Origin of the sequence: Alistipes indistinctus YIT 12060, assembly GCF_025144995.1 — a bacterium.
In the GTDB taxonomy this organism is placed as follows: Bacteria; Bacteroidota; Bacteroidia; order Bacteroidales; family Rikenellaceae; genus Alistipes_A; species Alistipes_A indistinctus.
The window spans coordinates 1,172,882-1,199,391 of record NZ_CP102250.1 but is presented as its reverse complement, the minus strand read 5'-3'; the positions used below and the strand labels follow the sequence as shown (position 1 = coordinate 1,199,391).

At 54.1% G+C, this 26,510-nt stretch carries 23 protein-coding genes, 1 tRNA gene, 1 pseudogene and 1 riboswitch; of the genes and pseudogenes, 10 read left to right on the top strand and 15 right to left on the bottom strand.

Annotated features, from left to right (window positions below):
- Positions 1 to 68 precede the first annotated feature (68 nt).
- Positions 69 to 1,277 (top strand): DUF4857 domain-containing protein, encoded by a 1,209-nt coding sequence (locus NQ495_RS05150; RefSeq protein WP_009134017.1) that lies wholly within the window; start codon positions 69 to 71, stop codon positions 1,275 to 1,277.
- 456 nt (positions 1,278 to 1,733) lie between these two features.
- Here the strand turns inward: NQ495_RS05150 and NQ495_RS05145 are convergent, their stop codons facing one another.
- A complete protein-coding gene (locus NQ495_RS05145; protein WP_009134018.1) occupies positions 1,734 to 2,309 on the bottom strand; it encodes a PepSY-associated TM helix domain-containing protein in 576 nt (191 codons plus the stop codon).
- A 3-nt stretch (positions 2,310 to 2,312) separates the two neighbouring features.
- Positions 2,313 to 2,912 carry a hypothetical protein gene (locus NQ495_RS05140; RefSeq protein WP_040294215.1) on the bottom strand — a complete coding sequence of 200 codons (600 nt, stop codon included), beginning with the start codon at positions 2,910 to 2,912 and terminating at the stop codon, positions 2,313 to 2,315.
- 408 nt (positions 2,913 to 3,320) lie between these two features.
- On the opposite strand from NQ495_RS05140, the gene NQ495_RS05135 reads away from it, so the two are divergent.
- The 3 genes from NQ495_RS05135 to NQ495_RS05125 all read left to right on the top strand — a co-directional run bounded on the left by NQ495_RS05135 (position 3,321) and on the right by NQ495_RS05125 (position 6,597).
- Positions 3,321 to 4,013 (top strand): hemerythrin domain-containing protein, encoded by a 693-nt coding sequence (locus NQ495_RS05135; RefSeq protein ID WP_009134020.1) that lies wholly within the window; start codon positions 3,321 to 3,323, stop codon positions 4,011 to 4,013.
- Positions 4,006 to 4,611 carry a response regulator transcription factor gene (locus NQ495_RS05130; RefSeq protein WP_009134021.1) on the top strand — a complete coding sequence of 202 codons (606 nt, stop codon included), beginning with the start codon at positions 4,006 to 4,008 and terminating at the stop codon, positions 4,609 to 4,611. Before NQ495_RS05135 ends, NQ495_RS05130 begins: the two co-directional genes overlap by 8 nt.
- A gap of 84 nt (positions 4,612 to 4,695) precedes the next feature.
- Positions 4,696 to 6,597 (top strand): glycoside hydrolase family 97 protein, encoded by a 1,902-nt coding sequence (locus NQ495_RS05125; protein WP_050807978.1) that lies wholly within the window; start codon positions 4,696 to 4,698, stop codon positions 6,595 to 6,597.
- 109 nt (positions 6,598 to 6,706) lie between these two features.
- Here the strand turns inward: NQ495_RS05125 and NQ495_RS05120 are convergent, their stop codons facing one another.
- Genes NQ495_RS05120 through xpt form a run of 3 tightly spaced genes read right to left on the bottom strand, consistent with a single transcriptional unit; the run spans position 6,707 to position 9,891 of the window.
- Entirely contained in the window at positions 6,707 to 7,975 is a 1,269-nt protein-coding gene (locus NQ495_RS05120) for an Nramp family divalent metal transporter (protein WP_009134023.1), read from the bottom strand.
- Positions 7,976 to 7,979: 4 nt separating this feature from the next.
- On the bottom strand, positions 7,980 to 9,311 hold the full coding sequence (locus NQ495_RS05115; protein WP_009134024.1) for a nucleobase:cation symporter-2 family protein: 1,332 nt from the start codon (positions 9,309 to 9,311) through the stop codon (positions 7,980 to 7,982).
- A 10-nt stretch (positions 9,312 to 9,321) separates the two neighbouring features.
- The gene (gene xpt / locus NQ495_RS05110) at positions 9,322 to 9,891 is read right to left on the bottom strand and encodes a xanthine phosphoribosyltransferase (RefSeq protein WP_009134025.1); all 570 of its coding nucleotides are present in this window, start codon (positions 9,889 to 9,891) and stop codon (positions 9,322 to 9,324) included.
- Between the two features lie 296 nt (positions 9,892 to 10,187).
- Here xpt and NQ495_RS05105 point away from each other — a divergent pair, with 296 nt between their 5' ends.
- From NQ495_RS05105 to NQ495_RS05095, 3 genes are all read left to right on the top strand, one after another.
- Complete coding sequence (locus NQ495_RS05105) at positions 10,188 to 10,685, top strand: nucleoside deaminase (protein WP_009134026.1); 498 nt, start codon at positions 10,188 to 10,190, stop codon at positions 10,683 to 10,685.
- A 41-nt stretch (positions 10,686 to 10,726) separates the two neighbouring features.
- Positions 10,727 to 10,862, top strand: a riboswitch (cobalamin riboswitch).
- Positions 10,863 to 11,013: 151 nt separating this feature from the next.
- On the top strand, positions 11,014 to 11,763 hold the full coding sequence (locus tag NQ495_RS05100) for a DUF4465 domain-containing protein (RefSeq protein WP_009134027.1): 750 nt from the start codon (positions 11,014 to 11,016) through the stop codon (positions 11,761 to 11,763).
- Positions 11,764 to 12,201: 438 nt separating this feature from the next.
- Positions 12,202 to 13,488 carry a Na+/H+ antiporter NhaC family protein gene (locus NQ495_RS05095; RefSeq protein ID WP_040294216.1) on the top strand — a complete coding sequence of 429 codons (1,287 nt, stop codon included), beginning with the start codon at positions 12,202 to 12,204 and terminating at the stop codon, positions 13,486 to 13,488.
- 28 nt (positions 13,489 to 13,516) lie between these two features.
- On the opposite strand, the gene NQ495_RS05090 is transcribed toward NQ495_RS05095, so the two are convergent.
- The 3 genes from NQ495_RS05090 to NQ495_RS05080 all read right to left on the bottom strand — a co-directional run bounded on the left by NQ495_RS05090 (position 13,517) and on the right by NQ495_RS05080 (position 16,190).
- Entirely contained in the window at positions 13,517 to 15,052 is a 1,536-nt protein-coding gene (locus tag NQ495_RS05090) for an MFS transporter (RefSeq protein WP_009134029.1), read from the bottom strand.
- A 56-nt stretch (positions 15,053 to 15,108) separates the two neighbouring features.
- Positions 15,109 to 15,465 carry an arsenate reductase family protein gene (locus NQ495_RS05085; protein WP_009134030.1) on the bottom strand — a complete coding sequence of 119 codons (357 nt, stop codon included), beginning with the start codon at positions 15,463 to 15,465 and terminating at the stop codon, positions 15,109 to 15,111.
- Between the two features lie 200 nt (positions 15,466 to 15,665).
- A complete protein-coding gene (locus NQ495_RS05080) occupies positions 15,666 to 16,190 on the bottom strand; it encodes a ferritin (protein ID WP_009134031.1) in 525 nt (174 codons plus the stop codon).
- Positions 16,191 to 16,840: 650 nt separating this feature from the next.
- On the opposite strand from NQ495_RS05080, the gene dinB reads away from it, so the two are divergent.
- Both dinB and NQ495_RS05070 read left to right on the top strand, forming a co-directional pair.
- Positions 16,841 to 17,929 carry a DNA polymerase IV gene (gene dinB / locus NQ495_RS05075; RefSeq protein WP_009134032.1) on the top strand — a complete coding sequence of 363 codons (1,089 nt, stop codon included), beginning with the start codon at positions 16,841 to 16,843 and terminating at the stop codon, positions 17,927 to 17,929.
- 113 nt (positions 17,930 to 18,042) lie between these two features.
- On the top strand, positions 18,043 to 18,438 hold the full coding sequence (locus NQ495_RS05070; RefSeq protein ID WP_009134033.1) for a membrane lipoprotein lipid attachment site-containing protein: 396 nt from the start codon (positions 18,043 to 18,045) through the stop codon (positions 18,436 to 18,438).
- 665 nt (positions 18,439 to 19,103) lie between these two features.
- On the opposite strand, the gene NQ495_RS05065 is transcribed toward NQ495_RS05070, so the two are convergent.
- The 3 genes and pseudogenes from NQ495_RS05065 to NQ495_RS05055 form a co-directional block, all read right to left on the bottom strand.
- Positions 19,104 to 19,361, bottom strand: coding sequence for a DUF6582 domain-containing protein (locus NQ495_RS05065; protein WP_009134034.1), 258 nt, complete (start codon positions 19,359 to 19,361; stop codon positions 19,104 to 19,106).
- 40 nt (positions 19,362 to 19,401) lie between these two features.
- A complete protein-coding gene (locus tag NQ495_RS05060; protein ID WP_009134035.1) occupies positions 19,402 to 20,175 on the bottom strand; it encodes a glucose 1-dehydrogenase in 774 nt (257 codons plus the stop codon).
- A gap of 128 nt (positions 20,176 to 20,303) precedes the next feature.
- Positions 20,304 to 20,399 (bottom strand): annotated as a pseudogene (locus NQ495_RS05055) (class I SAM-dependent methyltransferase); the annotation flags it as partial.
- Positions 20,400 to 20,654: 255 nt separating this feature from the next.
- On the opposite strand from NQ495_RS05055, the gene NQ495_RS05050 reads away from it, so the two are divergent.
- Positions 20,655 to 20,954, top strand: a complete 300-nt coding sequence (locus tag NQ495_RS05050; protein ID WP_147513038.1) for a hypothetical protein — start codon at positions 20,655 to 20,657, stop codon at positions 20,952 to 20,954.
- Positions 20,955 to 20,983: 29 nt separating this feature from the next.
- Here NQ495_RS05050 and NQ495_RS05045 read toward each other — a convergent pair whose 3' ends face one another.
- From NQ495_RS05045 to NQ495_RS05030, 4 genes are all read right to left on the bottom strand, one after another.
- Entirely contained in the window at positions 20,984 to 21,874 is an 891-nt protein-coding gene (locus tag NQ495_RS05045; protein ID WP_009134038.1) for a 1,4-dihydroxy-2-naphthoate polyprenyltransferase, read from the bottom strand.
- A gap of 124 nt (positions 21,875 to 21,998) precedes the next feature.
- Positions 21,999 to 22,072, bottom strand: a tRNA-Ile gene (locus NQ495_RS05040).
- Positions 22,073 to 22,228: 156 nt separating this feature from the next.
- Entirely contained in the window at positions 22,229 to 24,412 is a 2,184-nt protein-coding gene (locus NQ495_RS05035; protein ID WP_009134039.1) for a protein-disulfide reductase DsbD family protein, read from the bottom strand.
- Between the two features lie 106 nt (positions 24,413 to 24,518).
- Positions 24,519 to 26,420 carry an amidophosphoribosyltransferase gene (locus NQ495_RS05030; RefSeq protein ID WP_009134040.1) on the bottom strand — a complete coding sequence of 634 codons (1,902 nt, stop codon included), beginning with the start codon at positions 26,418 to 26,420 and terminating at the stop codon, positions 24,519 to 24,521.
- Positions 26,421 to 26,510 lie beyond the last annotated feature (90 nt).

Genomic DNA, 26,510 nt, shown 5'->3' with positions numbered 1-26,510 from the left:
TCCGGCGCCGGTGCTGCCGGGCTTTGAAACGGCTGCTTTTGTTGAAAAGATTTTAACCCATTGAATTTATGATACGTTTAAGCAAGATAATCCTCTTCTTTACCGCTGTGGTACTGTTGGCGTGGCTGTTGCCGTGGACCTACCGGTTCCTGACCGTCGGTCCGGACAGGACGCCTTTTACCCTATACAGTTGCGTGACGGAGAGTTTCGCGTCGATTGATTTCAACGATGGCGAGATCGTGCGGCACGATGCGTCCGGCAAGACCTATACGGACCGGGAATTCGACAGCATCCTGCCGTTGTTTTACTACCGGCAGTTGCTCTCCGACGGCCGTCAGCCCGATACGTTGCGCGGCGTGGCGCTTACTCCGCAAACGGTTTCGATGCAGAGTTTTTATTTCCGCAACTCTCCGTCGGATATCAACAAAGTGAAGCCGGAGCTCTATCCGCTGCTCGAAGCCATGTCGGGCCGCGTCGAATTGCAGATGCCTCCCGATGTGTTCCGCATCCATGACCGCATTGAGTTTATCGATATGGCGACCAATCGGGTCAATGACCGGAAAAGCGACCTTTTCACCCGTGCGCTCCAGGCCAAAGGATTCGAATTTCCGGCCGCCTGCGTGTCGGGTAACCCGACCACGCGTAAAGAGTATGACGAGGGGTATATGTTGCTGGACGGGAAAGGCGGCCTGTATCACTTCAAGCAATTGCGGGGACGTCCGTATGTGCGCCGGGTCGATTTGCCGGACAGCGTCCGGATCGCCGATATTTTCATTACCGAGTTTTCGAACCGCCGGAGCTATGCTTTTCTTTCGGACGAGGCGCATAACTTTTATGTGCTGACCAATCCGGGCTATGAACTGAAACAGTTGCCGGTCGGACATTTCGATCCGCGCAGTGAAAACATCATGATCGTTGCCGACCTGTTCAACTGGACGGTGAGTATCTCCGGTGAGGAAGGAACCCGGTATTATGCCGTCGACGCCGATGATTACTCGCTTTGCGATACGTTGACCTATCCCGCTGCGGAAGGAGTGAGGCAGCGCGTTGCCGAATGGCTGTTCCCGTTCGATCTGAGCTTTACGTCCTATGACGATCAGTACGTTTATCCGCGCCTGGGTAGATTCTCTGCCTGCGCGCTATTGCTGAATGTGCTGTTGGCGGTTGTCTACCTGATTGTGCGGCGACGTCACTTGCGTCGCGCATGGCTGCCTGCCGCCGGGATAGTCCTGCTGGGACTCTTCCTGTTCGTCCCGTTGATGGTGATCCGCCGGTGACAAGTAACCTGCCTGAGCCGATCAGGGTGTCTTTACCCGGTATATTTATATGCAAAAGGGAGTCCCGTTGGGGTTCCCTTTTTGCATGATCGGGCGTATGCAGTCTATATGGCGTGTGCATCTATAATTGTGTAAATCCGCTGCAGGGAGGCAATTTATAGACGGTAGGAGAGGTTTGTTTTGTTTGTCTTGTTGACAGGGGAACAGGATTCGTACCCTGGGGGCTTGTATTGATTTCATGCACAGGAACCGGATTTTATCTGTATCCTGAAATAGGACTGACTCCGTTTGTCGGAATAATTTGCCGGAATACAGGTACAAAAAGGCGGGTCCCGAAAGGCCCGCCTCTGCGGCCGCTGCCGCATTTGAAACTGAGTGATACTTGAAACTGAAAGAAAAAGAACTAAACTAAACTAACTAATACATACAACCAACTTTATTCAGGTATGAACATCGTTACATGAAAACCAGGAATGCGATGGGGATCAGTATACCCGCCAGAAATTCGATACCGCCGCGGCCCCAAAAACCTTTAGGCCCCTTGAGCATCACCAGCCCGGTGAGCGTAATGAGGATCAGCGAGAAGGCGAAGATGTCGGAAAAGGTGGTCCACCAACGTCCGGGATTGTAATGCAGGCGGTTGAGCCCGCTCCACAACGGACGTTTGCGTACCGATTCGTACAGTGCTTCTCCGCTTCCGGTATCGATTACCAACGACGATCCGCCTTTGAGGAAAACTTTTACCTGCGAAGCCGACGGGAAGTAGTGTTTTGTATAGTTATCCGTCTCGTTCAGCGGTCCGAGCAGCGAGAGTACATAAGCTTTGTTCCATCCCGTGCGGGATTGCGGCATACTCTCGACGCGGAACTCTTTGCGGGTGATGTCGTATTCGGCGTTGAAGTCGCGCTTGTGGTTGAGCAGGAAGCCCGATATCGCGTAAATCAGCACCACTCCGCCGAAGAAGAAAGATAACTCGCGGTGGACGGTACGGCTCCACCTGCGAAAAAAGGAACCGAATTTTCCGGATCGCATCGCTTAAAGGATTTCATAACTGTCGGCCGTAACCGAATAGAACGACAGGTAGTTCTTGCCCTCTTTGGCCTGGCGCTCGGCGATGCGCTTGCGGAAATTCGAGATTCGCTCTTCGACGCTGTTGACCGGGGTTTCGCCGCGGGCCTTCTGGTCGCTTTCGCAGGATGATCCGGCAGTGCCATGCTGTGCCGCTGCCTGTGCTTTTGCCTGTTCTTCCCACTGGGACAGGAAAGCTTCGTCGATCCGCTCTTCGTTGAGCGTACCGTTGATGCGGACGAGGCTGTTGACCGTTTCGGGCGTGAATTTACCCACTTTTTCTCCCGCGTCGATACGGATCGTCTGCGTGTCGTCGCTGCCCATCAGGAAAATTTTGCCTCCGCCGTGCTGGCAGATATGCGTGCAGACGCCTTCGACAACGACGGGTTGACCGACGAGCGTTTCGGCGTTTTTCAACAGGCTGTCTACTTCGAGGACGGTACTGTTTGCGGTCGCGTGGGCGGCTGGGGCGCTTTGACCTTGTTTCGATGTGCCGGAGCCGCAACTGACGGCTGTGCAGCTTACGATCGCCAGCAGCGCTACGGCGGCCATGTAGTTTCTTTTCATGGAATCTGTTTTATCGGGTTTGAAATTATCGGCTTGAGAGGGTAAATCTGTTTAACAACGATACCCCTGCCGTACCGAAAGCAAAGCAGGGGTATCGCCCGTTTTATGGTTATTGGCTTACGGATGCAAAGGTGAGGTATTTGACCGGCGTCCGCAATCCCGACAAATGATGAAAAGCTTCCCTGCGAATCCCTGTTTTTGGGGATGGTCGATTCGGATGATGTATATTACCTTTGTAAGGTAAAGTAGCGAAAACGTAATTCCTGGAGATGTTGCCGGGTTGCCGATAAACGGTATTCTGTTTACTCCTGACAGACGATTAATGAAGCGATGAAAAGATTGGGGCCGAGAGGTGCCGCGATTGGCGGTTCCGATAATTTATCTGATATTTGCAGAAAACCGAGCCTTATGAAACAGCTCCTTTTTTCAGGAGGTATGAAGATGTCCGACCTGATACAGGCCAATTACCGTTTGCTGCGGGTGTTGCCGCGATTCGGAATCCACCTCGGTTTCGGCGATAAAAGCGTCGCCGAGGTGTGCCGTGCGCAGGGCGTCTCGATGGAGTTGTTCCTGCTCGTTTGCAACATCAGTACGTTCGACGATTTTTTGCCCGATACGGCGATGTTTAAAGGGATAGATGTTGAAGATATTGTGCTTTTCTTGCAGAACTCGCACAAATACTATCTCGAGCAACGCATTCCCGAGATCAGGGAGAACCTGTCGTCGCTGGAAGAGGTTCCCGTGACTTCGTCGGCCCGTATTCTCGACCGTTTTTTCAACGATTACCGCAATGAGGTGGAGGCCCATTTCGAATATGAGGAGCAGACGGTATTTCCCTATATCCGCGGATTGGTACACGGAGTCCATACCGAAGGTTACAGCATCGAGCAGTTCGAAGAGAACCACAGCAATATCGAAGATAAGCTCGAAGACCTGAAAAATATCCTGATCAAGTACCTGCCGGGCGAAGTTCCCGCCGAAGAGCTCAACCGCACGCTGTTTAACGTTTTCCTGCTTGAGGACGATCTGGGACGCCATGCGCTCATCGAAGATAAAGTGCTCGTACCTTACGTGATGCAACTGGAGGAAAACCATGGCTGAGACCGTCCGACACCGTATTCTGTTGATTGAGCCTTCGGCCATCGTGGCGCGCGGAATCCGGGAGATTTTGTCGCGGTATCCGGAGTTCGAGGTGATCGACACACTGCCTGACCTGGGACATTGTACCGAGCGGCTGACGTTGCTTTCACCCGATGCAGTGCTAGTCGATCCCTGCCTGTTCGATTACCAGAAACGGACATCCGTGCGCGGGGTAATTCCCTGCCTGCACGAAGCTGTGCTCGTGGCTGTGCTGACCGGACTGATCGACGATGAAGCACTTCGGCAGTACGACGGTTCGGTTCATCTTTACGATGAACCCGCGCAAATCGTCCGCAAACTGCGCAAGGCGATCGAAAGCCGCGATGAACATGCCGGCATTCCTGAAAACTACGAACTTTCCGACCGGGAGAACGAAATTCTGGTTGCCGTGGCACGCGGCATGACCAATAAGGAGATTGCCGATCGTTATAACATCTCGATCCATACGGTCATATCCCACCGTAAAAATATCGCCCGTAAAACCGGCATCAAGTCCGTTTCGGGTCTGACCGTTTACGCGCTTCTGAACAATATGATCGATCAGGGGGATGTGGAATAAGCGTGGGTGAAAAACCTGTATTTTCTGTCGTATTTTGATTATCTTTATACTCAACGGAGTATACACGGATAATCTATTACCCTAATGAAAAAACGAGTGATGTGTTACGCCCTGCTGTGGGGCGTGTTTTTGATTTCGTGCGGGCAGCCCGGCGGGAAGGATCAGCGGGTTGTTTCCCCGGACGGAACTGTTGCGATGCAGGTGTATGTAGCCGATGGACACTTGGGCTATACGGTCGCCGAAGAGGGGACGGTAGTGCTGGACTCCTCGGTCCTGCAATGGTCTGTGGACAGTACGCTGCTGGGGTCGGCGGTTTCTAAAATTGAAAGGCTCGCTACCCGTCGGGTTCAGGACTCTTTCCCGGTTTGCGGGATTCATGATTGTTCCCGGGTGGATTATACCTCTACCGGGTTCCGGATTGCAGGGACCCGTGATTTCTTTGTAGATGTACGGGTGTACAACGATGGCGTGGCGTTCCGATACCGGATCGCTCCGGGCGAGGGCGAGTATGTGTTGAATGACAGCACTACGTTTACATTGCCGCAGGGGGTGATTACCTGGGGACAGGATAACGTGAGCTATTATGAGAATGAAAATGTAGAACGGTTGGTCGACACATTGCCGGTTGGATTGACGTTCGGACCGCCCCTGACGGTGAAATATCAACCCCAGGGCCTTTACGCTTCGATTACCGAGGGGGGATTGACCGATTTTGCCGGTATGGGACTGGAAGTGACTCCTAACTGCCGCACATTGCGGGCGAAACTGGCCGGAGAAACTCGCCTGGCATGCGGGGCGGACGGCGAGTTGACGACTCCGTGGAGGATCGTCCTGATCGGTGACCTCAACACGCTGGTCAACAGCGGGATTATCGGCGATGTCTCGGCGGCACCCGATCCCGGGCTTTTCCCGTTGTCGGTTCGGGGATGCGGTGAAGGGAATGGCTGCGGGGCCGATTGGGTTCGTCCCGGGCGGGCTCTTTGGAGTTGGCTCGCCGATAACGGGCCGGTCAGTTTCGACAATATGAAGCGTTTTTCGAAATGGGCGGGTGAACTAGGATTCGAGTATAACCTGGTCGATGCCGGTTGGAGCAACTGGAAAGGTCAGGGCAGGGATTCCTGGGATATGATCCGGGAACTGGTCGACTACTCAGCCCCGCTGGGTGTTAAAATATGGGTGTGGAAAGCCTATCCCGACGACCGGGGTGTCGATGGAATCCAGACCCCCGAACGCTTGCAGGCATTCCTGAAAAAATGCAGGGAAACGGGTGTCGCCGGTGTGAAGATCGACTATTTCTACGACGAGTCGCAACAGGTGGTGCGGTTCTATGAAGATGCGCTGAAAGAGGCTGCGAAATACCAACTGATGGTTGATTTTCACGGTGCGGACAAACCGACGGGCCTGAACCGGACGTTTCCCAACGAGTTGACGCGCGAAGGAATTCGCGGTTTGGAGATTCGCGGGCCCTGGGCTACCCACAATACGATTCTGCCGTTTACCCGGTATCTGGCCGGACCGGCCGACTTTACCCCGGTGACCTTCAGTCCGAAGCGGTTGAGTGAGACTTCCTGGTGCCACCAGGTCGCCACGGCTGTAATTTTTACCTCCCCGTTCCTCTGTTACGGCGTGGATCCCGAACAATTGCTCGCGAATCCTGCCTGCGATATGGTTAAATCCATTCCGGCCGTTTGGGACGAGACGATCGTGCTTCCGGGCAGCGAGATCGGGCAAATGGCTTTGTTTGCACGCCGGAAAGGCGATGTCTGGTTCGTTGCCGGGATCTGCAATTCGGCGGCAGGGGCACAGGCTGCGGTCGATTTGACATTCCTGGGCGATGGTGGGTATCGCTGCGATATGCTCAGTGACGATCCTGCTTCGCAGCAGGCATTGAAACAACATACTTCGGAGACGACGCGGGCAGGAGGACTTTCTGTCGGTTTGAATGTGGGCGGAGGATTTGTCGCCCGGCTGACTCCGGTGAAATAGTAGGGACAAGTCCGGCGGATAGGGTTCGATACTGTAAATCCGTACGGTGTAATGCATTTGAAAGCCCCGGTTCCGCAGAGAAACCGGGGCTTTCAGGATGCGCCGTGTGTTACAGGCAGCTCCAGAGCAACATCAGGTTCAACACGGTGACGATGACTCCGATCGTATAGAGCAGGTATTTCGTGTAGGTCGAATTGCGGAACTTGCCCATCACCTTTTCGGACGACGTGAGGTACACTTGTGTGAATACGGTCACCGGAAGCTGGATGCTGAGGGCCATCTGCGAGTATATCAGTCCTTTGAACGGGTTCGAAATGGCGATGATGATGACGAATGCGACGATCAGCGAGATCACCACGCCGGTGCGTGAGTGGGTATCCTTGATGTCGTAGGGTTCCTTGAACATGCCTGCAAAGATCGATCCGGCGGCCATGCCCGAGGTGATCGTCGAGGCGATACCCGCGAAAAGCAGCGCGACGGCGAATATGATCGTGGCATTATTGCCCAGCAGCGGACGCAGCAGCGAATCGGCCTGCTGGAGTTCGGTAACGGGCGTCTTCGATACGAAAAAAGTGGCGGCGGCCAGCAGGATCATCGCACTGTTGATGGCCCAGCCGATCACCATCGAGAGGATCGTATCGACGTATTCGTATCGCAGCTGTTTTTTTATCATTTTCTCGTCGCTCAGGTTCCACTGGCGGCTCTGGATGATTTCCGAGTGCAGGAAGAGGTTGTGCGGCATTACGACGGCGCCCAGTACGCTCATGATGATGACCATCGATCCTTCGGGGAAAGACGGGGTGACCCATGCGTATGCGGCAGCCGGCCAGTCGATCGTTACCAGCGACAGTTCGTAGATGAACGAGAGTCCGATGATCGACACGAAAGCGATGATCCATTTTTCGATCAGCCGGTAGCTGTTCGTGAAAAGCATGATCAGGACGAAGGTCAGCACCAACAGCGACCCGATGCGCATCGGTACACCGAAAAGCATTTGGAGTGCGATCGCTCCGCCCAGTATCTCGGCCAGCGATGTGGAGATCGAAGCGAGCATGGCCGAGCCGAGAATCGCTTTCGAGGCTTTGGCGGGCAAATAGGCTGTCGTCGCCTCCGACAGGCAGAGTCCGGTGGCGATTCCCAGGTGCGCGACATTATGCTGCAGGACGATCAGCATGATCGTCGAGAGCGTGACCATCCACAGCAGGGCATAACCGTAGTCGGCTCCTGCGGCTAGGTTCGACGCCCAGTTGCCCGGATCGATGAAGCCCACGGTAACGAGCAGTCCCGGGCCGATATACTTGAAGATTTCGAGGCCGCCCTGTCGCGGGTGGTGTCCTTCGCGGGTGAATTTCGCTTTTATCGTTTTGAATATTTTCATAGCGTTAGGTCTCCTTGATGCGGATCAGCAGGTTCGACAGGATAGCCGTCAGGCCTCCCGTGGTGATACCCGAAGAAAAAATATTGCGTACCGTGATTGACATTTTGTCGAGGACTTCCGGCACCAGTTCGACGCTCAGCCCGAACGAGAGGCTCAGTGCTATGACGAGTACCTCTTTGCGGCCGATGCGTTGGGAGGCGATGATCTGGATGCCGGCCGCAGCGACGGTGCCGAACATCAGCAGGGTCGCGCCGCCCAGCACGGGTTCGGGAATCAGCGAAAAGACCAGGCCTATGGCCGGGAACAGGCCCAGTATCATCAACATGCCTGCGATGTAATAGCCTACATAGCGGCTCGCTACACCGGTCAGCTGGATAATCCCGTTGTTTTGCGCGAAGACCGAGTTCGGGAACGAATTGAATATACCGGCCAGCATCGAATTCATCCCGTCCGCCAGAATGCCGCCCGAAGCCCGTTTGATGAACCGCTCGCCTTTGACCGGTTCGCCTGAAATCAGCGAATTGGCCGTGATATCGCCGTAGGCTTCGATGGCCGTGATGACGAAAATCAGGGCAATGGCAATGAAGGACGACAAATCGAATGCCAGGCCGTATTTGAACGGAACGGGCAGGTTGATCCCGCCGTAGTGCTGTACCGACGCAAAATCGATCATTCCGGCCCACCAGGCGATGAGGTACCCGGTTCCGAGTCCGATGAAGATCGAGCTCATGCGCAGGTAGCGGTTGCGGCTGCGGTTGAACAGGACGATCAATGCCAGCACCAGCGCAGCCAGCCCGAGGTACCCGGGGTTGCCGAACGTCCCCGCTTCACGGGCGGCCGTCCCGCCTCCGCAGGCGATGATGCCCACTTTGATCAGGCTCATGCCGATGAGTGTGACGACAATACCCGAGACCAACGGCGTAATAACTTTCTGGGTGTAACGCAACAGGCGGCTGATAACCATTTCGACGGGGGCGGCAGCGATGCAGACGCCGAAGATCAACGGCAGGCCGCCCAGCATGCCCGTGGAGATGATCGGGCCGATGAACGAAAAGCTCGTACCCTGTATGCACAGCAATCCGGTACCGACGCCTCCGATCCGCCGGCATTGGATGAAAGTGGACAATCCCGATGCGAAAAGGGCCATCGAGACGAGGAACCCGGTCGTTTCATGGTCGAGCCCGAGTGCTCCGGCGATGATCAGCGGGGGGGTGACGATAGCGATGAAAATCGCCAGCAGGTGTTGCAAGGCGGCGAAAAAAGCCTCCCTTAGCGGGGGGCGTTCTTCGATGCCGTAAAGAAGCACGGAGGGAGTGCGGGCGTTCGGGGTGTCCATTGCGTACGGATTAATCCCGGATGTGGATCCGGCAGTTGTCCAGCGAGTCGATCATGGCCAGCGATTCGATGTGTATGCCTCTGTCCCGCAGGATGCCGCCGCCCTGCTGGAAAGCCTTTTCGATAATGAATCCCATGCCGGCGAGCTGCGCCCCGGCCTGATCGATCAGTTCTATCGCTCCCAGTGCGGCGTTGCCGTTGGCCAGGAAATCGTCGATGAACAGTACGCGGTCGCCGGGGGTGAGGAAATCACGGCTCAGGCAGATGTCGTATTCGCGTTCCTTGGTAAAGGAAAAGACCCTCGCCGAAAGCATATGTTCCATCGTTTTGGGCTTTTTCTTTTTGGCGAAAATCACGGGCAGGTCCAGCAGGAAACCGACCATGATGGCCGGTGCGATACCGCTCGCTTCGATGGTCATCACTTTGTTGAACCGTTCCGAAGCGAAACGGCGCACGAATTCCACGGCAATAGCTTTCATCAGTGTGGGATCCATCTGATGGTTGATGAAGCTGTCCACTTTGAGGATACCTCCTTCGAAACACTTCCCGTCCTGCAGGATTCTCTCTTTGAGTAATTTCATAATCGGCGGATGAAAGGCGGCGGAGGGCGGCCTTTTAAATGATGCGTAAAGCTATGGATTTTACCCGACTTTTACAATATCGGCCGGAACGTATGGTTTCGGAACGGGAACGGGGCGCATTCGGCGGTTTCTTTTGGGAAAAGCGTTCGGGATTTTTACCTTTGTAAAAATTCGTTTGTCCGGTTTTCAGGCATTCGTTTGCCGGGCTCCTTTATTTGATTCGGTTCGTTGTGTTCAGGTGTTGGGGACCGGGCCGGATAAACGTCGAAAGTAATCGTCCGAAATACCATTGACCTATGAGTGATACTTCCGAAAACGGCCTTTCCGGGCAGGCGCTGGGTTTTATGCGCCAGGCCATCGAACTGTCCGAAGAGAATGTGCGGTCCGGCGGCGGTCCGTTCGGTGCGGTGATCGTCAGGGACGGTCGGGTGATCGCTACGGGAACCAACGGCGTGACCCGGTTGAACGACCCCACGGCGCATGCCGAGGTGACGGCGATCCGCAATGCGGCCCGTGCGTTGGGGACGTTCGACCTGAGCGGCTGTGAAATTTATACGTCGTGCGAGCCGTGCCCGATGTGCCTCGGGGCGATCTACTGGGCCCGGATCGGAAAAATGTACTACGGGAATGATCAGGAGGACGCCAGACGGATCGGCTTCGACGATTCGTTTATTTATGAAGAAATCGCCCTTCCGCCTCCACAACGGCGACTGCGTTCCTGCCGTATTCTTTCCGAAGAGGCTCGTAAAGCCTTTGTCCTTTGGGATGAAAAGTCCGATAAACGGGAATATTGACCCGGTCGGCAAAATAGTGTTGCGTTTTCGGAATCTTTTTCTACCTTTGTCCCGGATCAGGTGTCATGGATGGAACATGACAAGAAGGGAATCCTGTGAGAACCAGGAACAGTACCCGCTGCTGTGATTCGCCTCCGGGCGATAAGTCAGAAGACCGACCCGATCCCCTTTTCTCGGTTGCTGTTGTTTTCGGGAGTTAGAACAGTGGAACCTTTGCCCCGTCTGCGGGGTGGAGCATTCCCCCTCTATCTTATTGTCGAAAGAACGTGCACCGGGCCCGGATGCACCGGAAAATCGCGTGATGGCTTAACCAATTTTTATTGACGATATGAAAAATCTTAAACTGCTTTGGCTGCTTGCGGCTGCCTGTTCGCTGACGTTCGCTTCGTGTAACAAAGACAACGACGGTCCGGATACTTCGACTACCGTCACCTTCGAGAGTGCAACCCTGCCGGATGCGGGTTATATCAATAATACGAGCTATACGGAACAGGGCGTTACGTTCAATAACGTCTATGATGTGCAAGGCCAGTATATGTCTGCCGGTTTTGCCGTATCGAAACTGCATGATAAGGTAACTGCTGGATTTAACAATAAGTTCAGCGTTTATGGTGATGGCGGTGCAGCCGGCTCGACCAATTTCGCCGTATGTTATTATGCTGACTATACAACTATCACTACAGGGGTGAATGATGCTTATTTCTCTTTTGGGGCCGGTGTTGAGAAAAAGATGCTCAGTGTGGCGGTGTGCAATGGTACTTATGCGTTTCTCTCGGTGCGTGAAGGAGACAATTTTGCAAAAGAATTTGCTGATGGCGACTGGTTTAAAGTGACATTCACCGGTTATAACGCTGCGGGGACCAAGACCAATGCTGTGGATTATTATCTGGCCGACTACCGTAACGGTAAAAATTTTGTTTGCTCGGCTTGGACGAATGTGGACTTGTCCGGGCTCGGTACGGTCAACAAAGTCGTTGTCAGTATGTCATCGAGCGATAGCGGTGAATGGGGTATGAATACACCTTCATTTGTGTGCCTCGATAACCTGAAGTTCGACCTGCCGGACGTTGCTCAGTAAAAACACAAACTTATACTGCGGATGGTACCTGCCTCCGCAGGCAATTAAATGAATTCCGTGGTCGCTCCCGAAGCGGAGAACCGATCAAGTGGTGGTGGTTTGGGTCAATACCCGTTTCAGCAGTGACTACGGTTCATTTTTTTCAGGTCGTTTCGACCGTTTATTTGCCACGGAGAATCCCCGGCGCACAGCGCCGGGGATTCGATGTATTCGGGGGGAACGGCCGTGAAAGGTACGACAATTCGTTTTGTGCTTCGCGGGAGGTTCGGTAAAGTGCGTATGTAAGGGTGCCGAAAAGGATTTGTCTTTTCGTAGGACAGGGCCGGCACGTCGGACCCTGTCTGTGTATGAAAATATGTGAAAGACGCTATCTTTGCGGCAATGGGAATTTTCAGTCGGCTACAAAAAGTGAAGCCCGGGCATTGCAAGGGTAACAGTATGGCCAATAATACGACAAAAGGATTATGGGCACTGAGTCCGCTTGCGGTTTTTCTGTGTCTCTATCTGGTGACCTCGCTGGTGGCGGGGGATTTCTACAAAGTGCCTATTGCGGTGGCATTCCTGGCGGCATCGGTCTATGCCGTGCTGATTACCCGGGGCATGAAGCTGTCCGAGCGGGTGGAACGGTTCTCGGCTGGTGCGGCGCATAAGAATATCATGTTGATGATCTGGATCTTCGTGCTGGCGGGTGCGTTCGCAGCCTCGGCCAAAGAGATGGGGGCCATTGACGCGACGGTCAACCTGACACTGCGTATCCTGCCGGACAGCCTTTTGCTGCCGGGAATCTTTATTGCCGCCTGTTTTATTTCGCTGGCTATCGGGACGTCGGTGGGGACGATCGTGGCACTGGTTCCGGTGGCGGCGGGGATTGCGCAGCAGACTGGGTTGGATGTCGCGTTGATGGTGGCTGTTGTGGTGGGGGGCGCCTTTTTCGGCGATAACCTGTCGTTTATCTCCGACACGACGATTGCCGCGACCCGCACGCAGGAGTGCGACATGCGGGACAAGTTCAAGGTTAACAGTATGATCGTGGGCCCGGCGGCCGTGGCTGTCGCATCGATTTATCTGCTTGAAAGCCTGTCGGTGCAGATTCCCGTGCAGACGGAGCCGGTCGAGTGGGTTAAGGTTCTCCCTTATCTGGTGGTGTTGGGCACAGCCCTGGCCGGTGTGAATGTGATGTTTGTGCTGGTGATCGGGTTGGTCGCGACCGGAGTGGCCGGCCTGCTGACCGGCGGTTTCGGCCTGTTCGGATGGCTCGGTGCGATGGGCGGCGGTATTACCGGGATGGGGGAATTGATTATCATTACGCTGTTGGCGGGGGGAATGCTCGAACTGATTCGCCTGGGCGGCGGTATCGATTATGTAATTACACGCCTGACGAACCGGGTCCGGGGCAAACGGGGGGCCGAATTGAGCATTGCCGCGCTGGTGAGCATTGCGAATTGCTGTACGGCCAATAATACGATAGCGATCATTACGGTGGGGCCCATTGCGCGCGATATTGCCGTCCGTTTCGGGGTCGATCCGCGCAAAAGCGCCAGCATTCTCGATACCTTTTCGTGTTTTGTGCAGGGGCTGATTCCCTATGGCGCGCAACTGCTCATTGCTGCGGGACTGACAGCGCTTTCGCCGCTCGAGATCATGCGATACCTTTATTACCCGGCCATGATGGGCTTTTTCGCTTTGCTCTCGATTCTGCTGCGCTATCCGAGGCGCTATTCCTGACTTTTTTTGTCGATGTGTACTTCGGCTGTTATCGTGGGTTCACTTGATCCATTTGCTGTAATTTCGGTCCGGTAGGGCGTCCGATGCGTAACAGGCTTACGGCTGCGGCACTCACGGCGATCCCGCAACCGACCAATAAGGAGACGTGCGTACTGTGTCCGGGGACCAGGCGAAACATCAGCGCGACGAGCGCTGCACCGCTGGTCTGACCGAGCAGGCGAGCCGTGCCCAACATGCCGCTCGCACCGCCGCTGCGGTGGCGCGGTGCCGAGGCGACGATCGTGCTGTTGTTCGGAGTCTGGAACAGGCCGAAACCGCATCCGCACAAGGCCATGCGCCAAATAATGTCGCCGTTGCCCGTGTCCGGGGAAAGTATGCTGAGCAGGAACAGTCCGCAGGCGAAAATCGACAGGCCGATACTACCCAGTATGCCGGCGTTGATCCGTTCGGCGAGTACGCCCGCCAGTGGGGCGAAGATCATCGTGGCCAGAGGCCACGGGGTCAGCAACAGCCCGCAGGTGACGGCATCCTTACCCAACTCGCCTTGCAGGAAAAAAGGCAACGAAACCATAGCGAGCATTTGGGCCGTGAACGACAGTATCGACGTGGAGATCGACATCGAAAAGACCGGGATGCGAAGCAGGTCGACGGGTAATAACGGGTATTCCTGCCGCAATTCCCGGCGCACGAAAAAGAATCCGATCACGGCGAGCAAGACCGCGCCGGTGATGATCATCCGTACCGGCAATTCGTGCGAAGCCCCTTCGATCAGGCCTATGATCAGGAAAAATGTCATTGCATTGAGAATGCCGCCGGGAATGTCGAAACGGCGTCCCCGGATGCGTACCGGGTTCACCGGCAGGAATTTATAACTGAGCGTCAGTGCCGCGATGCCGATTGGGATATTGATTGCGAAAAGCCAGGGCCAGTTCGCTACCGACAGGATGGCGGCAGCGACGGTTGGCCCGGCCGCTGCTGAAACAGAGACGACCAATGCGTTGATACCCATTCCTCTGGCGAGGAACCGGGACGGGTAAATGATACGGATAAGCGCCGTATTGACACTGGCGATTGCTGCGGCCCCGAAACCTTGAAGCGTCCGGGAAATGATCAGCGTGGGCAGCGAGTTGGACAATGCGCACAGCAGTGAGGTGCAGCTGAAAAGGAATAGCCCTGCGATGTAGATGCGCCGGTATCCCAGAATGTCTCCCAGTGAGGAGAGCGAAAGCAGCGAAATGGTAATGGCCAACTGGTAGGCGTTGACGATCCAGATAGATGCGGCTGGTGATGTGTCGAGGTCTTTGGCAATCGTCGGCAGGGCGACGTTGGCGATCGCGCCGTCGAGTACCGAAACCGTCAGACCCAGCGCGATAGAGAGAATGGCCCAGTAACGCGAGGGAAGCGGGAGCCCGTCTTGTATTTGTAAGGGGGTTTGTCCCGTGGGGACGGAAGGTGACGGGGGAGATATCGATGTGTGCTGCGAAATCTCCGTCCCGGTTTGGGATGGAGATATGTTGCCGGACGGGGTTTGGGAATTGTCAGTATGGTAGGATTCGGAAGGCATTTGTGACTGGCGGGGTATGTTGAAACAAAGATGGGCCGTTCATGTACGGCACAATTTTACAGCAGGGTTTTGGCCCACTCTTCTTCCTTGAATCCTACCAATACCCGGTCGGAGAACACCAATACAGGGCGTTTGACCAACTTGCCGTCCGAGGCCAGCAATGCGAGCAGTTGGTCCTCGGGTGTCGTTTTAACTTTGTCTTTAAGATTCAGCTCTTTGTATTTCAGACCGCTGGTGTTGAAAAATTTTTGCACGGGCAGGCTGCTGTCTCGTAGCCAGGAGCCGAGCTCGGGTTCGGTCGGATTTTGCGTGATGATGTCGCGGGTGTCGAATGCGATGTTGTGAGCCTCGAGCCATTTGCGGGCCTTGATACAGGTGCCGCACTTGGCGTATTGGATAAAAAGAGGTTTCATAGGCCTTTGTTTGATGAGTTTCCTGTTCTGGTCTCTCCGGGCAAAGATACAAATAAAAAGAATTACCCTTTGCTGCTGGACCGGGAAGGTGTGCAGACAAAGGGCAATTACAAATAACTTGCCGTACCGGCTTGCCGAACCTGCTTTGCCGAAAGTCGTTCCGGAGGCAGGATATCCTGTTTCGAACAGCCGGATGCCGGCTACTGCGCTGAATTTGCCAGCGGTGCGGGTACTGTATAGGTGCGTGCGGCGAGCTCCTTATCGATCATATAAAGGCCTACCGAGTTGCCTTCGACCATCTTGAGCTGGTCGATGATCGTGCGGGCATTGTCCTCTTCCTCGACCTGTTCGGTAACGAACCAGTTGAGCATGTTCGAGGTGGCGAAATCTTTTTCGGCCATGGCTATGTGGCACAATTCGTCGATCAGTGAGGTGACTTTCTGTTCGTGTTGCAACGTGTCCTGGAACATCTCCAGCGATGAAGCCCATTCAGTTTTAACGGCTGCGATCGGAGCGAGGGTCACTTTCCCGCCGCGCGAAAGCACGTAGTTCACGAAAATCTGTGCGTGCGCCTGTTCTTCCTGGAATTGAATCGAAAACCAGTTTGCAATCCCTTTATAGCCCTTCTGCATGGCATCGGCCGACATCGACAGATAGAGATAAGCCGACCAGAATTCGGCATTGATCTGCGCATTGAGCGCCTTTTCTACTTTTTCGCTTAACATGACGGTTGGATTTTAAGAACATATTTCAATCAACAAAAATAGTAAAATGTTCAGGTTACTGCTCCCTGCGAAGGTCTAAATTTTGACTTCCGACGTTTTTTCATATTTTTGTCCCGATCCGGATGATTCCATAAACCCGACTTTGTATCACTGAACGGAATGGCGCCGTTTCGGCTCGTCTGGAAAACAGTCGTAAAACCGTTACGGTTTAGAAGGAGTGTGTCGCCAGTCGGTAACTGTCCGTTAATGCCGCCGAGACAATTTTCAATCGGGTGAAAGCGTTAGTGGGTTGGGTACGGTGATGCGGGGAGAAATGATTGCGTTTGATCCCGAAAAAATCCATGTATGCGGCCTTTCGCAGACAAACGGACTACACTCGGTTCTGTAGCCGAGGCGGTGTCCGATGACGCTGTCCCGGCCCCATATCTTTATGCGAGAATGGTTCGGACATTGCCGCAAACGTTATTCTCCTTATGGTTTGGTCGCATCGTTTTGCTTCTATGACGTGCGCTTGCCGTGACGCGGCATCCGAAAACAACTTCGAAACCTGAATCGGCGGTGACAACAGGGCGTGCGGGTCGCAAGCCATCGGAGAAATCGGTGTACAACCAAGAAAATTGTTGACAAAAACAGAACAACAGGGCCGGGAAATGGAATACCGCAAGATTATCCATGTCGATATGGACGCTTTCTATGCGTCGGTCGAACAGCGGGAACATCCTGAGTTTCGGGGGCGTCCGTTGGTCGTGGGACGTCCCGGGGAGCGCAGCGTGGTGTCGGCTGCGAGCTATGAGGCGCGTAAATTCGGTATTCGTTCGGCTATGCCGTCGGTCAAAGCGGCCCGGCTCTGTCCGGATGTGATTTTTGTTCCCGGCAATATGGAGTTGTACCGCTCGGTGTCGGCCCAGATTCACCGGATTTTTCACGAATATACAGACCTCGTCGAACCGTTGGCTTTGGATGAGGCGTTTCTGGATGTGACGGACAATAAGGCCGGACTTTCGCTGGGCGTTGAAGTGGCGCGCCGGATCAAACAACGCATCCGCAGAGAATTGGGCCTGGTTGCCTCGGCGGGTGTATCGTATAACAAATTTTTGGCAAAGATCGCGTCGGATTTCCGGAAACCCGACGGGCTTTGTACGATTCATCCCGACCGTGCGCAGGCTTTTATTGAAAAATTGCCCATCGAAGTATTTTGGGGCGTGGGCCGGGTTACTGCACAGAAAATGCACGCTTTGGGTATTGCCGACGGAGCTGCGCTACATGCGTGCTCGCAGGAGTTCCTGACGCGTCACTTCGGTAAAAACGGTCGGCTGTATTACGATTTTGCACGGGGAATCGATCCGAGGCCCGTGATGGCCGTGCGGGTACGTAAATCGGTGGGCTGTGAGGATACGTTCGATTATGACCTGACGGAGATGGCGGATATAGTACAGGAGCTTCGTTTATTGGCGGAGAAGCTTGAACGACGCATGGAAAAGGCCGATTTTCGCGGAATTACATTGACCCTGAAAGTGAAATTCGATGATTTTACCATTCGTTCCCGTAGTGTAAGTCCCGGTTACGAAATTATGACGGCACCGCAAGTGACGGAGTTGGCGGAACAGTTGGCTCGTAGTCCCGATCTGTTTATGCGGCCGGTACGCCTGCTGGGACTCAGCGTTTCACATCCCTTGCTGGAGAAACCGGAATCTTTTGCATCCCAATTGGATATTGATTTTCCGGAGTTCGTTGATTGAAGGAGGTTCCATGTCGTAAAAATAAAAAAGGGTGAACAGAAGATTAGTCGCGGAATAACAGAAATAATTTATAATTTTGAAACCTATAAATCCTACTAAATTTATTGCCGATAATGAAGAAAATGATTTTTGCCCTGTTTGCGGGCATGTTTGCCGTGATATTGTCAGGATGTTCCAAATCCGAAGAATTGGCTGGTGTATTGGAGGTAAGCGTACAGACATTGACATCCAAACAGCCGTTGCCGGATTATCCGGTTATTATTACGAAAAGCATCAGTTCGACGCCGTATGTCGAGTTCAAACGCGGTGTGACGGATAAAGACGGGGTGTGCAGGTTCGAATTCAAATCCGGTGAACTGAGCGAATATAATGTGGTGGACGGAAACTATTTCGAAGGTTATGCCGTAGTGCTTGATCCGACGACAGGAACATCAGTCGGTGCCCGTAATTTCCTTTTGCAGCAGGGAAAAACACTCCCTCTTGCCGTATATGTGAGACAGGACGAATAAAAATTTTTTCCTCAGGAAATAATATATTGTGCATTTTTAGACCCCGGACGATTAATTATCGCCCGGGGTTGTTTTTTAGAGACAATACTGAGCAATGAGGATCGGAACGAAGCATAATGGGCAAGGGACACGTATGCGGTACGTAAAAGTTGAGCGTGTAGGGAAGAGTTTTGATGAAGTGTGTTGGGGGCAATGTAGAGTAGAAAGGTAAATGTGAAAAATGGGCCGGCAGAGCTGAACAGCCTGAAAAAGAGAGTCCGGGAGGTCGGGATGGCTTTCGGTAGCCGGGGATGAAATTTCGTGTGGCGGAGAAAAGGTGCGGAGAAGAGACTGGGAAAAAGGTGTAAAGAGTGAAGAAAAGAGAAGAGTATTCTTTTGGGTAGTGCGATGGGCATATCCTGCATTAACGAATCAGGCGGTGTATTTAGATTGGATAGGGGCTGGTGAAATAGTGGGCGTAGCGGTGTGGTGGTAATTGGTAAGTAAGATTAATACGATACAGTTGGAGGTCGTGGCAACGGAATGTAGCGTGAGGAGAGAGGTATGTATGGAAAAGGTAGTATGTCGTATGTCAAAAGAGTAATCGTAGCAGTGAAGCGACAGCCTGTGCGGAAAGCTTCGGCGGGGCTAGTGCATCGCGTGGACGAGGGAATGGTTTTCGGGAGCTATTCGTGCCGGGCCCAGGAAAGGATCGTTTCACTTTTGACATTGACACCGTATTCACGGGCTTTCGCCAAAATATTCCGGGCAAGTTCAGACTTTTTATTTTCCGGAGCGTATCGGAAGTAAGCTTCCGCCGCCCGCACATGTGCGGCGTCGGGCATTGGGAATTCATGTGTTTCGGGAATTCCGAACGCACTGTCAGGCAGTTCACGCCGCTCTTCTGCGTCGAGTCGGTCGCTTCCAGAGATAGAGGTGCTCATAGCGGTATATTTTATAGGTGGTTATATTTCGATTCTGTGTTTAATCCAGGGTTTGTTTACCGCCGCCGTTGACGAAAAGCACCTGTCCGGTAATCCAGGCCGAAACGGGGGCCGCGAGGAACAGGACTGCCCCGGCAATATCCTCTGCCTTCCCGAGCCGTTTGAGCGGGGTACGGGCAAGCATCCGTTCTTTGATTTCAGGGGTAAGGACCGATGCGAGCGCTTGCGTTTCGATCGCTCCCGGTGCGATGGCGTTGATACGTACTTCCGGAGCGAAATCGAAAGCCAGGTTGGCGGTCATGTGGTTGATCGCCGCTTTGGACGAGGCGTAAGCGCTCATATCGGGACTGGAGTTGATGCTCGACATCGAAGAAATATTGACGATCGATCCGTAGCCCGATGCTTTCATGTGCGGGACGGCGAGTTGACAAAGGCGCCATGTGCTGAATACATTGATGTCGTACACACGTTCGAAGTCGGCGAGGGTTATTTTGAATGGGTTCTCGCGCCCGCCGCCGCCGATACCGACATTGTTGACCAAGATGTTGAGTTTGCCGAATACATCGAGCGTCCGTTCAACCAGGTTCTGGAGTTGTTCCTCTTTGCCGACGTTGCATGCGACGGCTATGGCGCGACGGCCGGTCGTCTCAATCTCGTCGGCGACCTGTTGTGCATCGTCTTGTTTCATATCTGCGATGACTACGTCTGCCCCTGCTTGTGCCAGTATCCGGGCGCTGGCGCGTCCGATGCCGTTACCGCCTCCCGTGACGACGGCCACTTTGCCGGTTAAAGCGAATAAAGGTGCGATGTCCATGATGATTTTGCGTTTGAATGATTGTGTAACCGGATCAAGGGCAAAAATCAATCCATCGTTATCACGGGCAGTGTTATTTTTTAACGAAAGACAGGATCGGCATCATCGGACGCCGCAGTTCGTCCTGCATGCCACTCTCCGGCGCCTTTCAGGCCTTCGGTCGAGCAGGGCATCCGGCTGTATTGCTCGGAGAATTTGTCGTTGTCGTATTTGTTTTCTTTCATATTCGGTGTTTTCGCATGGGGGATAAGTATCAGGAATTTAAAATTATGCTTAATTTTATTCAAGAAAACGGATACCAACTGTCATTTTTTAACGAGTGCGGTATGAATTGCTATTATCATCCGACCGAGCCGGCCGTTGCCCGATGCACCCGGTGTGGTAAGGGAGTGTGTTCCCAATGTATTAGATATTCGGGAGAAGCGGTTGTCTGTCCCGCTTGCGACAGAACCGGGCAAACCGAGGGCCTGTTTTATTATTTGAAGTATGTGATCCTGTATGTGGCACTGTTTTGCATCGGTTATGAACTGGATTTCATGTCTTCGGAGACCGTGCGGCATTCGCCTTATGAGAGCGGTTATATCCTGCTCGCTCTGGTTTGCGGATGGCAGGCGCTGAACCGGATCATGCCTTTGCGTATGGAGTCCGGGACACTTGTAGCCTGGGGGATATATGCGTTGCTGAAGGCGTTGGCGGCTGTGGTCGTCGGGATTTTTACCGCTCCGTTGATCGTTTTATATAATATTTATAAGCTGATTGTGGAGTTCCGGAGGGAATAGGAGCTTTTTCGTATGGGGAGACGTAGGTATTACAGAATCAAACCGACGGAGAGAAGTATCCCGAACAGCAGCATATTCCGGGAGGTTTGGCCGAGGATGCGGTTGAGTGCCCGGCCGTGGTCTATTTCAACCATGCGTTTCCAGCTCAGCAGATGGAGCGGCAGGTAGAGTTGTGGCAGCAGCGCAGCCCAAAAATGTCCGTAATGTATGAAAAACAGACAGAGCAGAGAGGCGCTTATTCCCAATCCCAGATATAAAAGATGTCCGGTCTTTGCCCCGAAACGGACGACCAGCGTTTGTTTGCCGCTACGGGCATCTTGTTCCCTGTCACGGTAGTTGTTGACCATCAATAGCGTGTCGATTGCCAGTCCGCAAGACAGCGAAGCGATCGCCACTTCCGGCGTCCAACCGTGACACATTACGTAATAGGTGCAGCCTACCGGGACGAAGCCGAAAAAGAGAATGACCAACAGGTCGCCCCAGCCGTGATAGGCGAGCGGATAGGGACCGGCCGTGTACAAAAAGGCAAAAAGAACGCAAACCGCACCGACGGCGATCAGTTCCGGGCCGCCATAGAACAATAATCCCGATCCCAATGCACAGGCGACGAGGGTGGTGAGCAGTATACCCCGTTTCATCGCAGCAGTGGTGATCCAACCTTGCGCACAGGCGCGTTCCGGGCCTAGCCTGTCCTGGCGGTCGCTCCCTTTGGTATAGTCGAACAGGTCGTTGATCAGGTTCGCATCGATCTGCATCAGCAGAGCGAACGACAGGCAGAGTAATGCCGGTATCCATTCGAATCCACCGGTTGCCTGTGCAAGCGCACATCCCAACAGTACCGGGGTCGCGGCGGCGGCCAATGTTTTGGGGCGCGAGGCCAACAGCCACGCCCGAGCCGAATTGGGATGAATATTGTCCATGATTGAATATTTATACAACAAAACTAGCAATAAAAACGGTTGTTTGCGTGTACCCGCTGTCCGTCAAAGACCGATCAGGGATAAAAATTAAAAACGCATAAGCAATTTGCTTATGCGTTTCCGGTGGGCCCAGAGGGGCATGATCCCACGACCTTCGGATTATGAGTCCGCTGCTCTGACCAACTGAGCTATGGGCCCTGCCTTATGGATGACGGCGGATTTTCCCGGGAGCGACTCCTCTCCGTTTCGTCCGCGTGCAAAGATAGATCATTTTTGCAAATCTACCAATAGTGTGGCCGATGAGTACTGTCGTTACGGTGCGTCTGATGCGGCCTTTGTAATTTCGCTTGATAATTACGAGTTCGTGGTTTCCGGAGCGCTGTGTTGTGTGCGGAACTGCTCCGCTCCTTTTTTGAGGAATTGTACGAATTCGGGGATGTTGAGGTTGTAGCCGCGTCCGGGAACAAGTTGTTTTCCCTCATCGTTGAGAATCATGTAGTAGGGTTGGGAGTTAATGCCGAACTGTTTGTGCGCGAAGTGCGCGTTGATTTTGCCGAGGCTTTTGAGTACCTTACCCGTTTCGGTCGTGACCCATTCGTCCTGCGGCAACTCCTTTTTGTCGTCGGAATAAAGCGCGACAATGACGAAATCGTTGCGGAGCAAGGTCAATACTTCCGGATCGGCCCACACCCTCGCTTCCATTTCGCGGCAGTTGACGCAACCGTGCCCCGTGTAGTCGACGAACAGCGGCTTGTTTACTTTACGGGCGTAGGCCATCGCTTCGTCATAGTCGAAGAAACCTTGCAATCCGTGCGGCAGGCTTAGGAAATCGCTGTGTTTGGGCGGTCGCGCCAGATCCAGCGAAGGTGTCGATGCGGCGGCTGGTGCTTCCGCACCGGTTACGAAATCCTGGGTATGGATCGGTGGCAGGTAGCCCGAGAGCCCTTTGAGCGGTGCGCCCCACATGCCTGGAAGCATGTAGACGACGAATGCAAAGGTAATGATCGAAAGCAGCAGGCGCGGTACGCCGATCGTTTTGGTCTCGCTGTCGTGCGCAAAACGCAGTTTGCCCAGCAAATAGAGGCCCAATAGGGAGAAGATCACGATCCAGAGCGCCAGGTAGATTTCCCGGTCGAGGATGCCCCAGTGGTAGGTCTGGTCTGCGACACTGAGGAATTTGAGTCCGAGTGCAAGTTCCAGGAAGCCCAGTACCACTTTGACCGAGTTAAGCCAGCCTCCGCTTTTGGGCAGGTTTTTCAGCAACGACGGAAAGAGTGCAAAAAGCGTGAACGGTAGTGCGAAAGCCGCTGAAAAGGCGAACATGGTGATCACAGGCGCCCATACTTCGCCCGAGGTGGACTTGATCAGCACCGAACCGACTATCGGCCCTGTGCATGAGAACGATACCAGCACGAGGGTCAGTGCCATGAAAAAGACGCCGACGATCCCGCCTTTGTCGGCTTTGCTGTCGCTTTTGTTCACGAGCCAACTCGGCATCGTAATCTCGAACGCCCCGAAAAACGATGCGGCGAAGATCATGAAAACGAGGAAGAAGATAACGTTCGGAATCCAGTGTGTCGCGAGCCAGTTGAAAATATCGGCCGTAACGGTGTCGCCGCCCACGATTCGCGTAATAAGGATAATTACTGCAATCGGCAGAGTATAGAGCAGGATGATGCAAAGACCGTAAAGCGAGGCCATCAACCGTCCGCGTGCCTTGTTCTCGCTGCCTTTCAGGAAGAAGGAAACCGTCATCGGCACCATCGGGAAGACGCACGGGGTGAGCAGTGCCGCGAATCCCCACAGGATAGCCTCGATAATGGCGCTCCAGAGTGATCCTCCTTCGGTTGTGGCGGCGTTGATTTCGGCCGATGCCGTGTCGGTGGTGGCATTTGCGGTCGTTGTGCCGGAGGTAGTCTCAGGAGTTGACTCTTCCGGAGTTGTCGCTGAGGCTGTTGTCCCGGCAGTCGAAGCGGAGGGAAGGTTGCTCAGGCCCGGATTGTTGTTTCCGGACGGACTGGCCGGTGCTGACGGAGCCGGAACTGCGGTTTTGGCCGAAGGATCGCCTATCGTAACGGTGAAGTCCCGGTCTGCCGGCGGCAGGCAGCTTGTCTCGTCGCAGGCCATCCATTCGATGTTGACGGCGATCCGGGCACCCCCGGCCGGGGGAACCAGCTTCACCTGCTGCACGAATACGGCACGCCCGGCGAAAGTGCCGATCTCCATGTCGAACAGCGGGTCGAATTTTTTGGACGGTTTGCTCTCCTGGCGTGTTTTGCCGACCAGCGTATAGTTGCCGTTCGGGGTGAACGTGAAAGCAGTGGCGTTGGGGCCGTCGTCGTAAGGGCCCATGTCGTACATGTGCCACGGCGAGTCGATCCGGGCCGTAAAGCGGATATCGTATATCCCGTCGCCCGTCTTTTCGACCGCGGTACCCCAATGTACGGGGTTCGAGTCGTCCTGTGCCCGGGAAGGCCATGTGACGGTCAGCAGCAACAGGAACAACGGGAATATCTTTTTGAAAGATGCGTGAGCCATATCCTTGAATTTTAAAATTCCGCAGAAAGTACAGTCCGATTTGTGTCAGCGTGCCTGTGTCGGGTGTCCCCGTGCGAAGCCTGTTTACAGGGCCGGATTGTCGGGGTTAATAAGCCCGTTCGTTCCGGTTTTCGTAGAAATTGATGAAGGCCTTGTTCGCCACGACGTTGCCGCCGGGAGTCGGGTAGTCGCCCGTGAAATACCAGTCTCCGTTGTGGTGGGGAATAGCTTGGTGCAGGTTTTCGACGCTCTGATAGATCACCTCGATTCCGGCGTGAATGTCCGGGGCGGTGACTATCTGCGCGATCTTGGACGAAATCTCTTCGTCGGTAAACGGTTCGTAAATTTTCTTGACGCAGTTGACCGCTTCGCTTCGTTCGAGGCCCATCTGGATCTTGGCTTTCCGGTACACGTCATCGATTACATCATGCATGCCGTGCTCCTTGAGCAGTTCTATCGCTGCGCGGAATGCGACGAAGTCGCCCAACCGCGACATGTCGATGCCGTAGCAGTCCGGATAGCGGATCTGAGGCGCCGACGAGCAGACGACGATCTTTTTGGGTCTGAGCCGGTCGAGGATGCGGATGATGCTGCGGCGCAGCGTGGTGCCCCGCACGATCGAATCGTCGAGTATCACGAGGTTGTCCGCATCCGGGCGGATGGTGCCGTAGGTGACGTCGTATACATGGGCCACCAGGTCGTCGCGTTCGTCGTCCTGCGTGATAAACGTGCGCATTTTGACATCCTTGATCGCGATCTTTTCGATGCGGGGTTTGTAATGAAGGATTTTATGCAGCCGCTCTTCGGTCAGCGTGTCGCGTCCGGCCATGATTTTTTGCACCCGTGTTTCGGCGCAATGGGCGTCGAGTCCTTCGACGAGTCCGAAAAAGGCGCTTTCGGCTGTGTTCGGGATGTAGGAAAAGACCGTGTTTTCGATGTCGCCGTCGATGCTTTTCAAAATTTGCGGTACCAATAACCGCCCCAATCTTTTGCGTTCCCGGTAGATGTCCTGGTCGCTGCCTCGCGAGAAATAGATGCGTTCGAACGAGCAGGGGCGAACTTCCTGCGGTGCGATGAAACGTTCGTCGGACACATCCCCGTCTCGGCGCACCAGCAGTGCATGGCCCGGCGCAAGCTCCTGCACGTTTTCGTACGGGACATTGAAGGTGGTTTGGATTACGGCGCGCTCCGATGCGGCCACGACCACCTCGTCGTCCCGATAGTAATAAGCCGGGCGGATGCCGCACGGGTCGCGCATCACGAATGCGTCGCCGTGGCCGATCATGCCGGCCATCACATAGCCGCCGTCCCAGCGGCGTGCGGCCAGTGACAGGATTTCCTTGAGGTCGATGTGGCGCGCCAGCAGGTCGGTGATCTCGCGTTTGGAATAGCCCTTATCTTTGAAATAGCGGTATTTATCCTCATTTTCGCGGTCGAGGAAGTGGCCGATGCGCTCGAGGATCGTCACGGTGTCGGTTTTCGCGGGCGGGTACTGTCCCAGGTCGATCAGCCGTTCGTACAATTCGTCGATGTTCGTGAGGTTGAAATTGCCCGCCAATACGAGACTGCGTGTCATCCAGTTGTTTTCGCGCGAGACGGGATGCACGTTCTCGATGTCGTTTTTGCCGAAGGTGCCGTAACGCAGGTGGCCGAGGAACACTTCGCCGGTGAATTCGACATGTTCCTTAAGCCATGCCGGATTATTGAGTCTCGACGGATCGGCAGCGACGGCATGTTCGATCCGGTCGTATATGCGTTGGAATATCTCCTTGATCGGGGTGTCGTCGTTCGAACGGATCCGGTTGATGTAAACGTGGCCCGGTTTGGGGAAGAGTTTGATGTTGGCCAGTCCGGCCCCGTCCTGTCCCCGGTTGTGCTGCTTCTCCATCAGGATCTGCATCTTGTTGAGTCCGTAAAACGGAGTGCCGTACTTCTTCAGGTAGAAATCCAGCGGCTTGAGCAGCCGGACGAACGCGATGCCGCATTCGTGTTTGATCGTATCGCTCATAATGGTCTCAAATGTGGTCAAAGATACCTTTTTTCACCGTATGCTACAAACACGGGGCCGTATTTTTCTACTGAAGAGGCAGTATAATAA

Bases quoted from the DNA above. Each gene is read 5' to 3' on its own strand.
- NQ495_RS05150 (WP_009134017.1), top strand. From the start codon at position 69: ATGATACGTTTAAGCAAGATAATCCTCTTCTTTACCGCTGTGGTACTG.
- NQ495_RS05145 (WP_009134018.1), bottom strand. From the start codon at position 2,309: ATGCGATCCGGAAAATTCGGTTCCTTTTTTCGCAGGTGGAGCCGTACC.
- NQ495_RS05140 (WP_040294215.1), bottom strand. From the start codon at position 2,912: ATGAAAAGAAACTACATGGCCGCCGTAGCGCTGCTGGCGATCGTAAGC.
- NQ495_RS05135 (WP_009134020.1), top strand. From the start codon at position 3,321: ATGAAACAGCTCCTTTTTTCAGGAGGTATGAAGATGTCCGACCTGATA.
- NQ495_RS05130 (WP_009134021.1), top strand. From the start codon at position 4,006: ATGGCTGAGACCGTCCGACACCGTATTCTGTTGATTGAGCCTTCGGCC.
- NQ495_RS05125 (WP_050807978.1), top strand. From the start codon at position 4,696: ATGAAAAAACGAGTGATGTGTTACGCCCTGCTGTGGGGCGTGTTTTTG.
- NQ495_RS05120 (WP_009134023.1), bottom strand. From the start codon at position 7,975: ATGAAAATATTCAAAACGATAAAAGCGAAATTCACCCGCGAAGGACAC.
- NQ495_RS05115 (WP_009134024.1), bottom strand. From the start codon at position 9,311: ATGGACACCCCGAACGCCCGCACTCCCTCCGTGCTTCTTTACGGCATC.
- xpt (WP_009134025.1), bottom strand. From the start codon at position 9,891: ATGAAATTACTCAAAGAGAGAATCCTGCAGGACGGGAAGTGTTTCGAA.
- NQ495_RS05105 (WP_009134026.1), top strand. From the start codon at position 10,188: ATGAGTGATACTTCCGAAAACGGCCTTTCCGGGCAGGCGCTGGGTTTT.
- NQ495_RS05100 (WP_009134027.1), top strand. From the start codon at position 11,014: ATGAAAAATCTTAAACTGCTTTGGCTGCTTGCGGCTGCCTGTTCGCTG.
- NQ495_RS05095 (WP_040294216.1), top strand. From the start codon at position 12,202: ATGGCCAATAATACGACAAAAGGATTATGGGCACTGAGTCCGCTTGCG.
- NQ495_RS05090 (WP_009134029.1), bottom strand. From the start codon at position 15,052: ATGCCTTCCGAATCCTACCATACTGACAATTCCCAAACCCCGTCCGGC.
- NQ495_RS05085 (WP_009134030.1), bottom strand. From the start codon at position 15,465: ATGAAACCTCTTTTTATCCAATACGCCAAGTGCGGCACCTGTATCAAG.
- NQ495_RS05080 (WP_009134031.1), bottom strand. From the start codon at position 16,190: ATGTTAAGCGAAAAAGTAGAAAAGGCGCTCAATGCGCAGATCAATGCC.
- dinB (WP_009134032.1), top strand. From the start codon at position 16,841: ATGGAATACCGCAAGATTATCCATGTCGATATGGACGCTTTCTATGCG.
- NQ495_RS05070 (WP_009134033.1), top strand. From the start codon at position 18,043: ATGAAGAAAATGATTTTTGCCCTGTTTGCGGGCATGTTTGCCGTGATA.
- NQ495_RS05065 (WP_009134034.1), bottom strand. From the start codon at position 19,361: ATGAGCACCTCTATCTCTGGAAGCGACCGACTCGACGCAGAAGAGCGG.
- NQ495_RS05060 (WP_009134035.1), bottom strand. From the start codon at position 20,175: ATGGACATCGCACCTTTATTCGCTTTAACCGGCAAAGTGGCCGTCGTC.
- NQ495_RS05045 (WP_009134038.1), bottom strand. From the start codon at position 21,874: ATGGACAATATTCATCCCAATTCGGCTCGGGCGTGGCTGTTGGCCTCG.
- NQ495_RS05035 (WP_009134039.1), bottom strand. From the start codon at position 24,412: ATGGCTCACGCATCTTTCAAAAAGATATTCCCGTTGTTCCTGTTGCTG.
- NQ495_RS05030 (WP_009134040.1), bottom strand. From the start codon at position 26,420: ATGAGCGATACGATCAAACACGAATGCGGCATCGCGTTCGTCCGGCTG.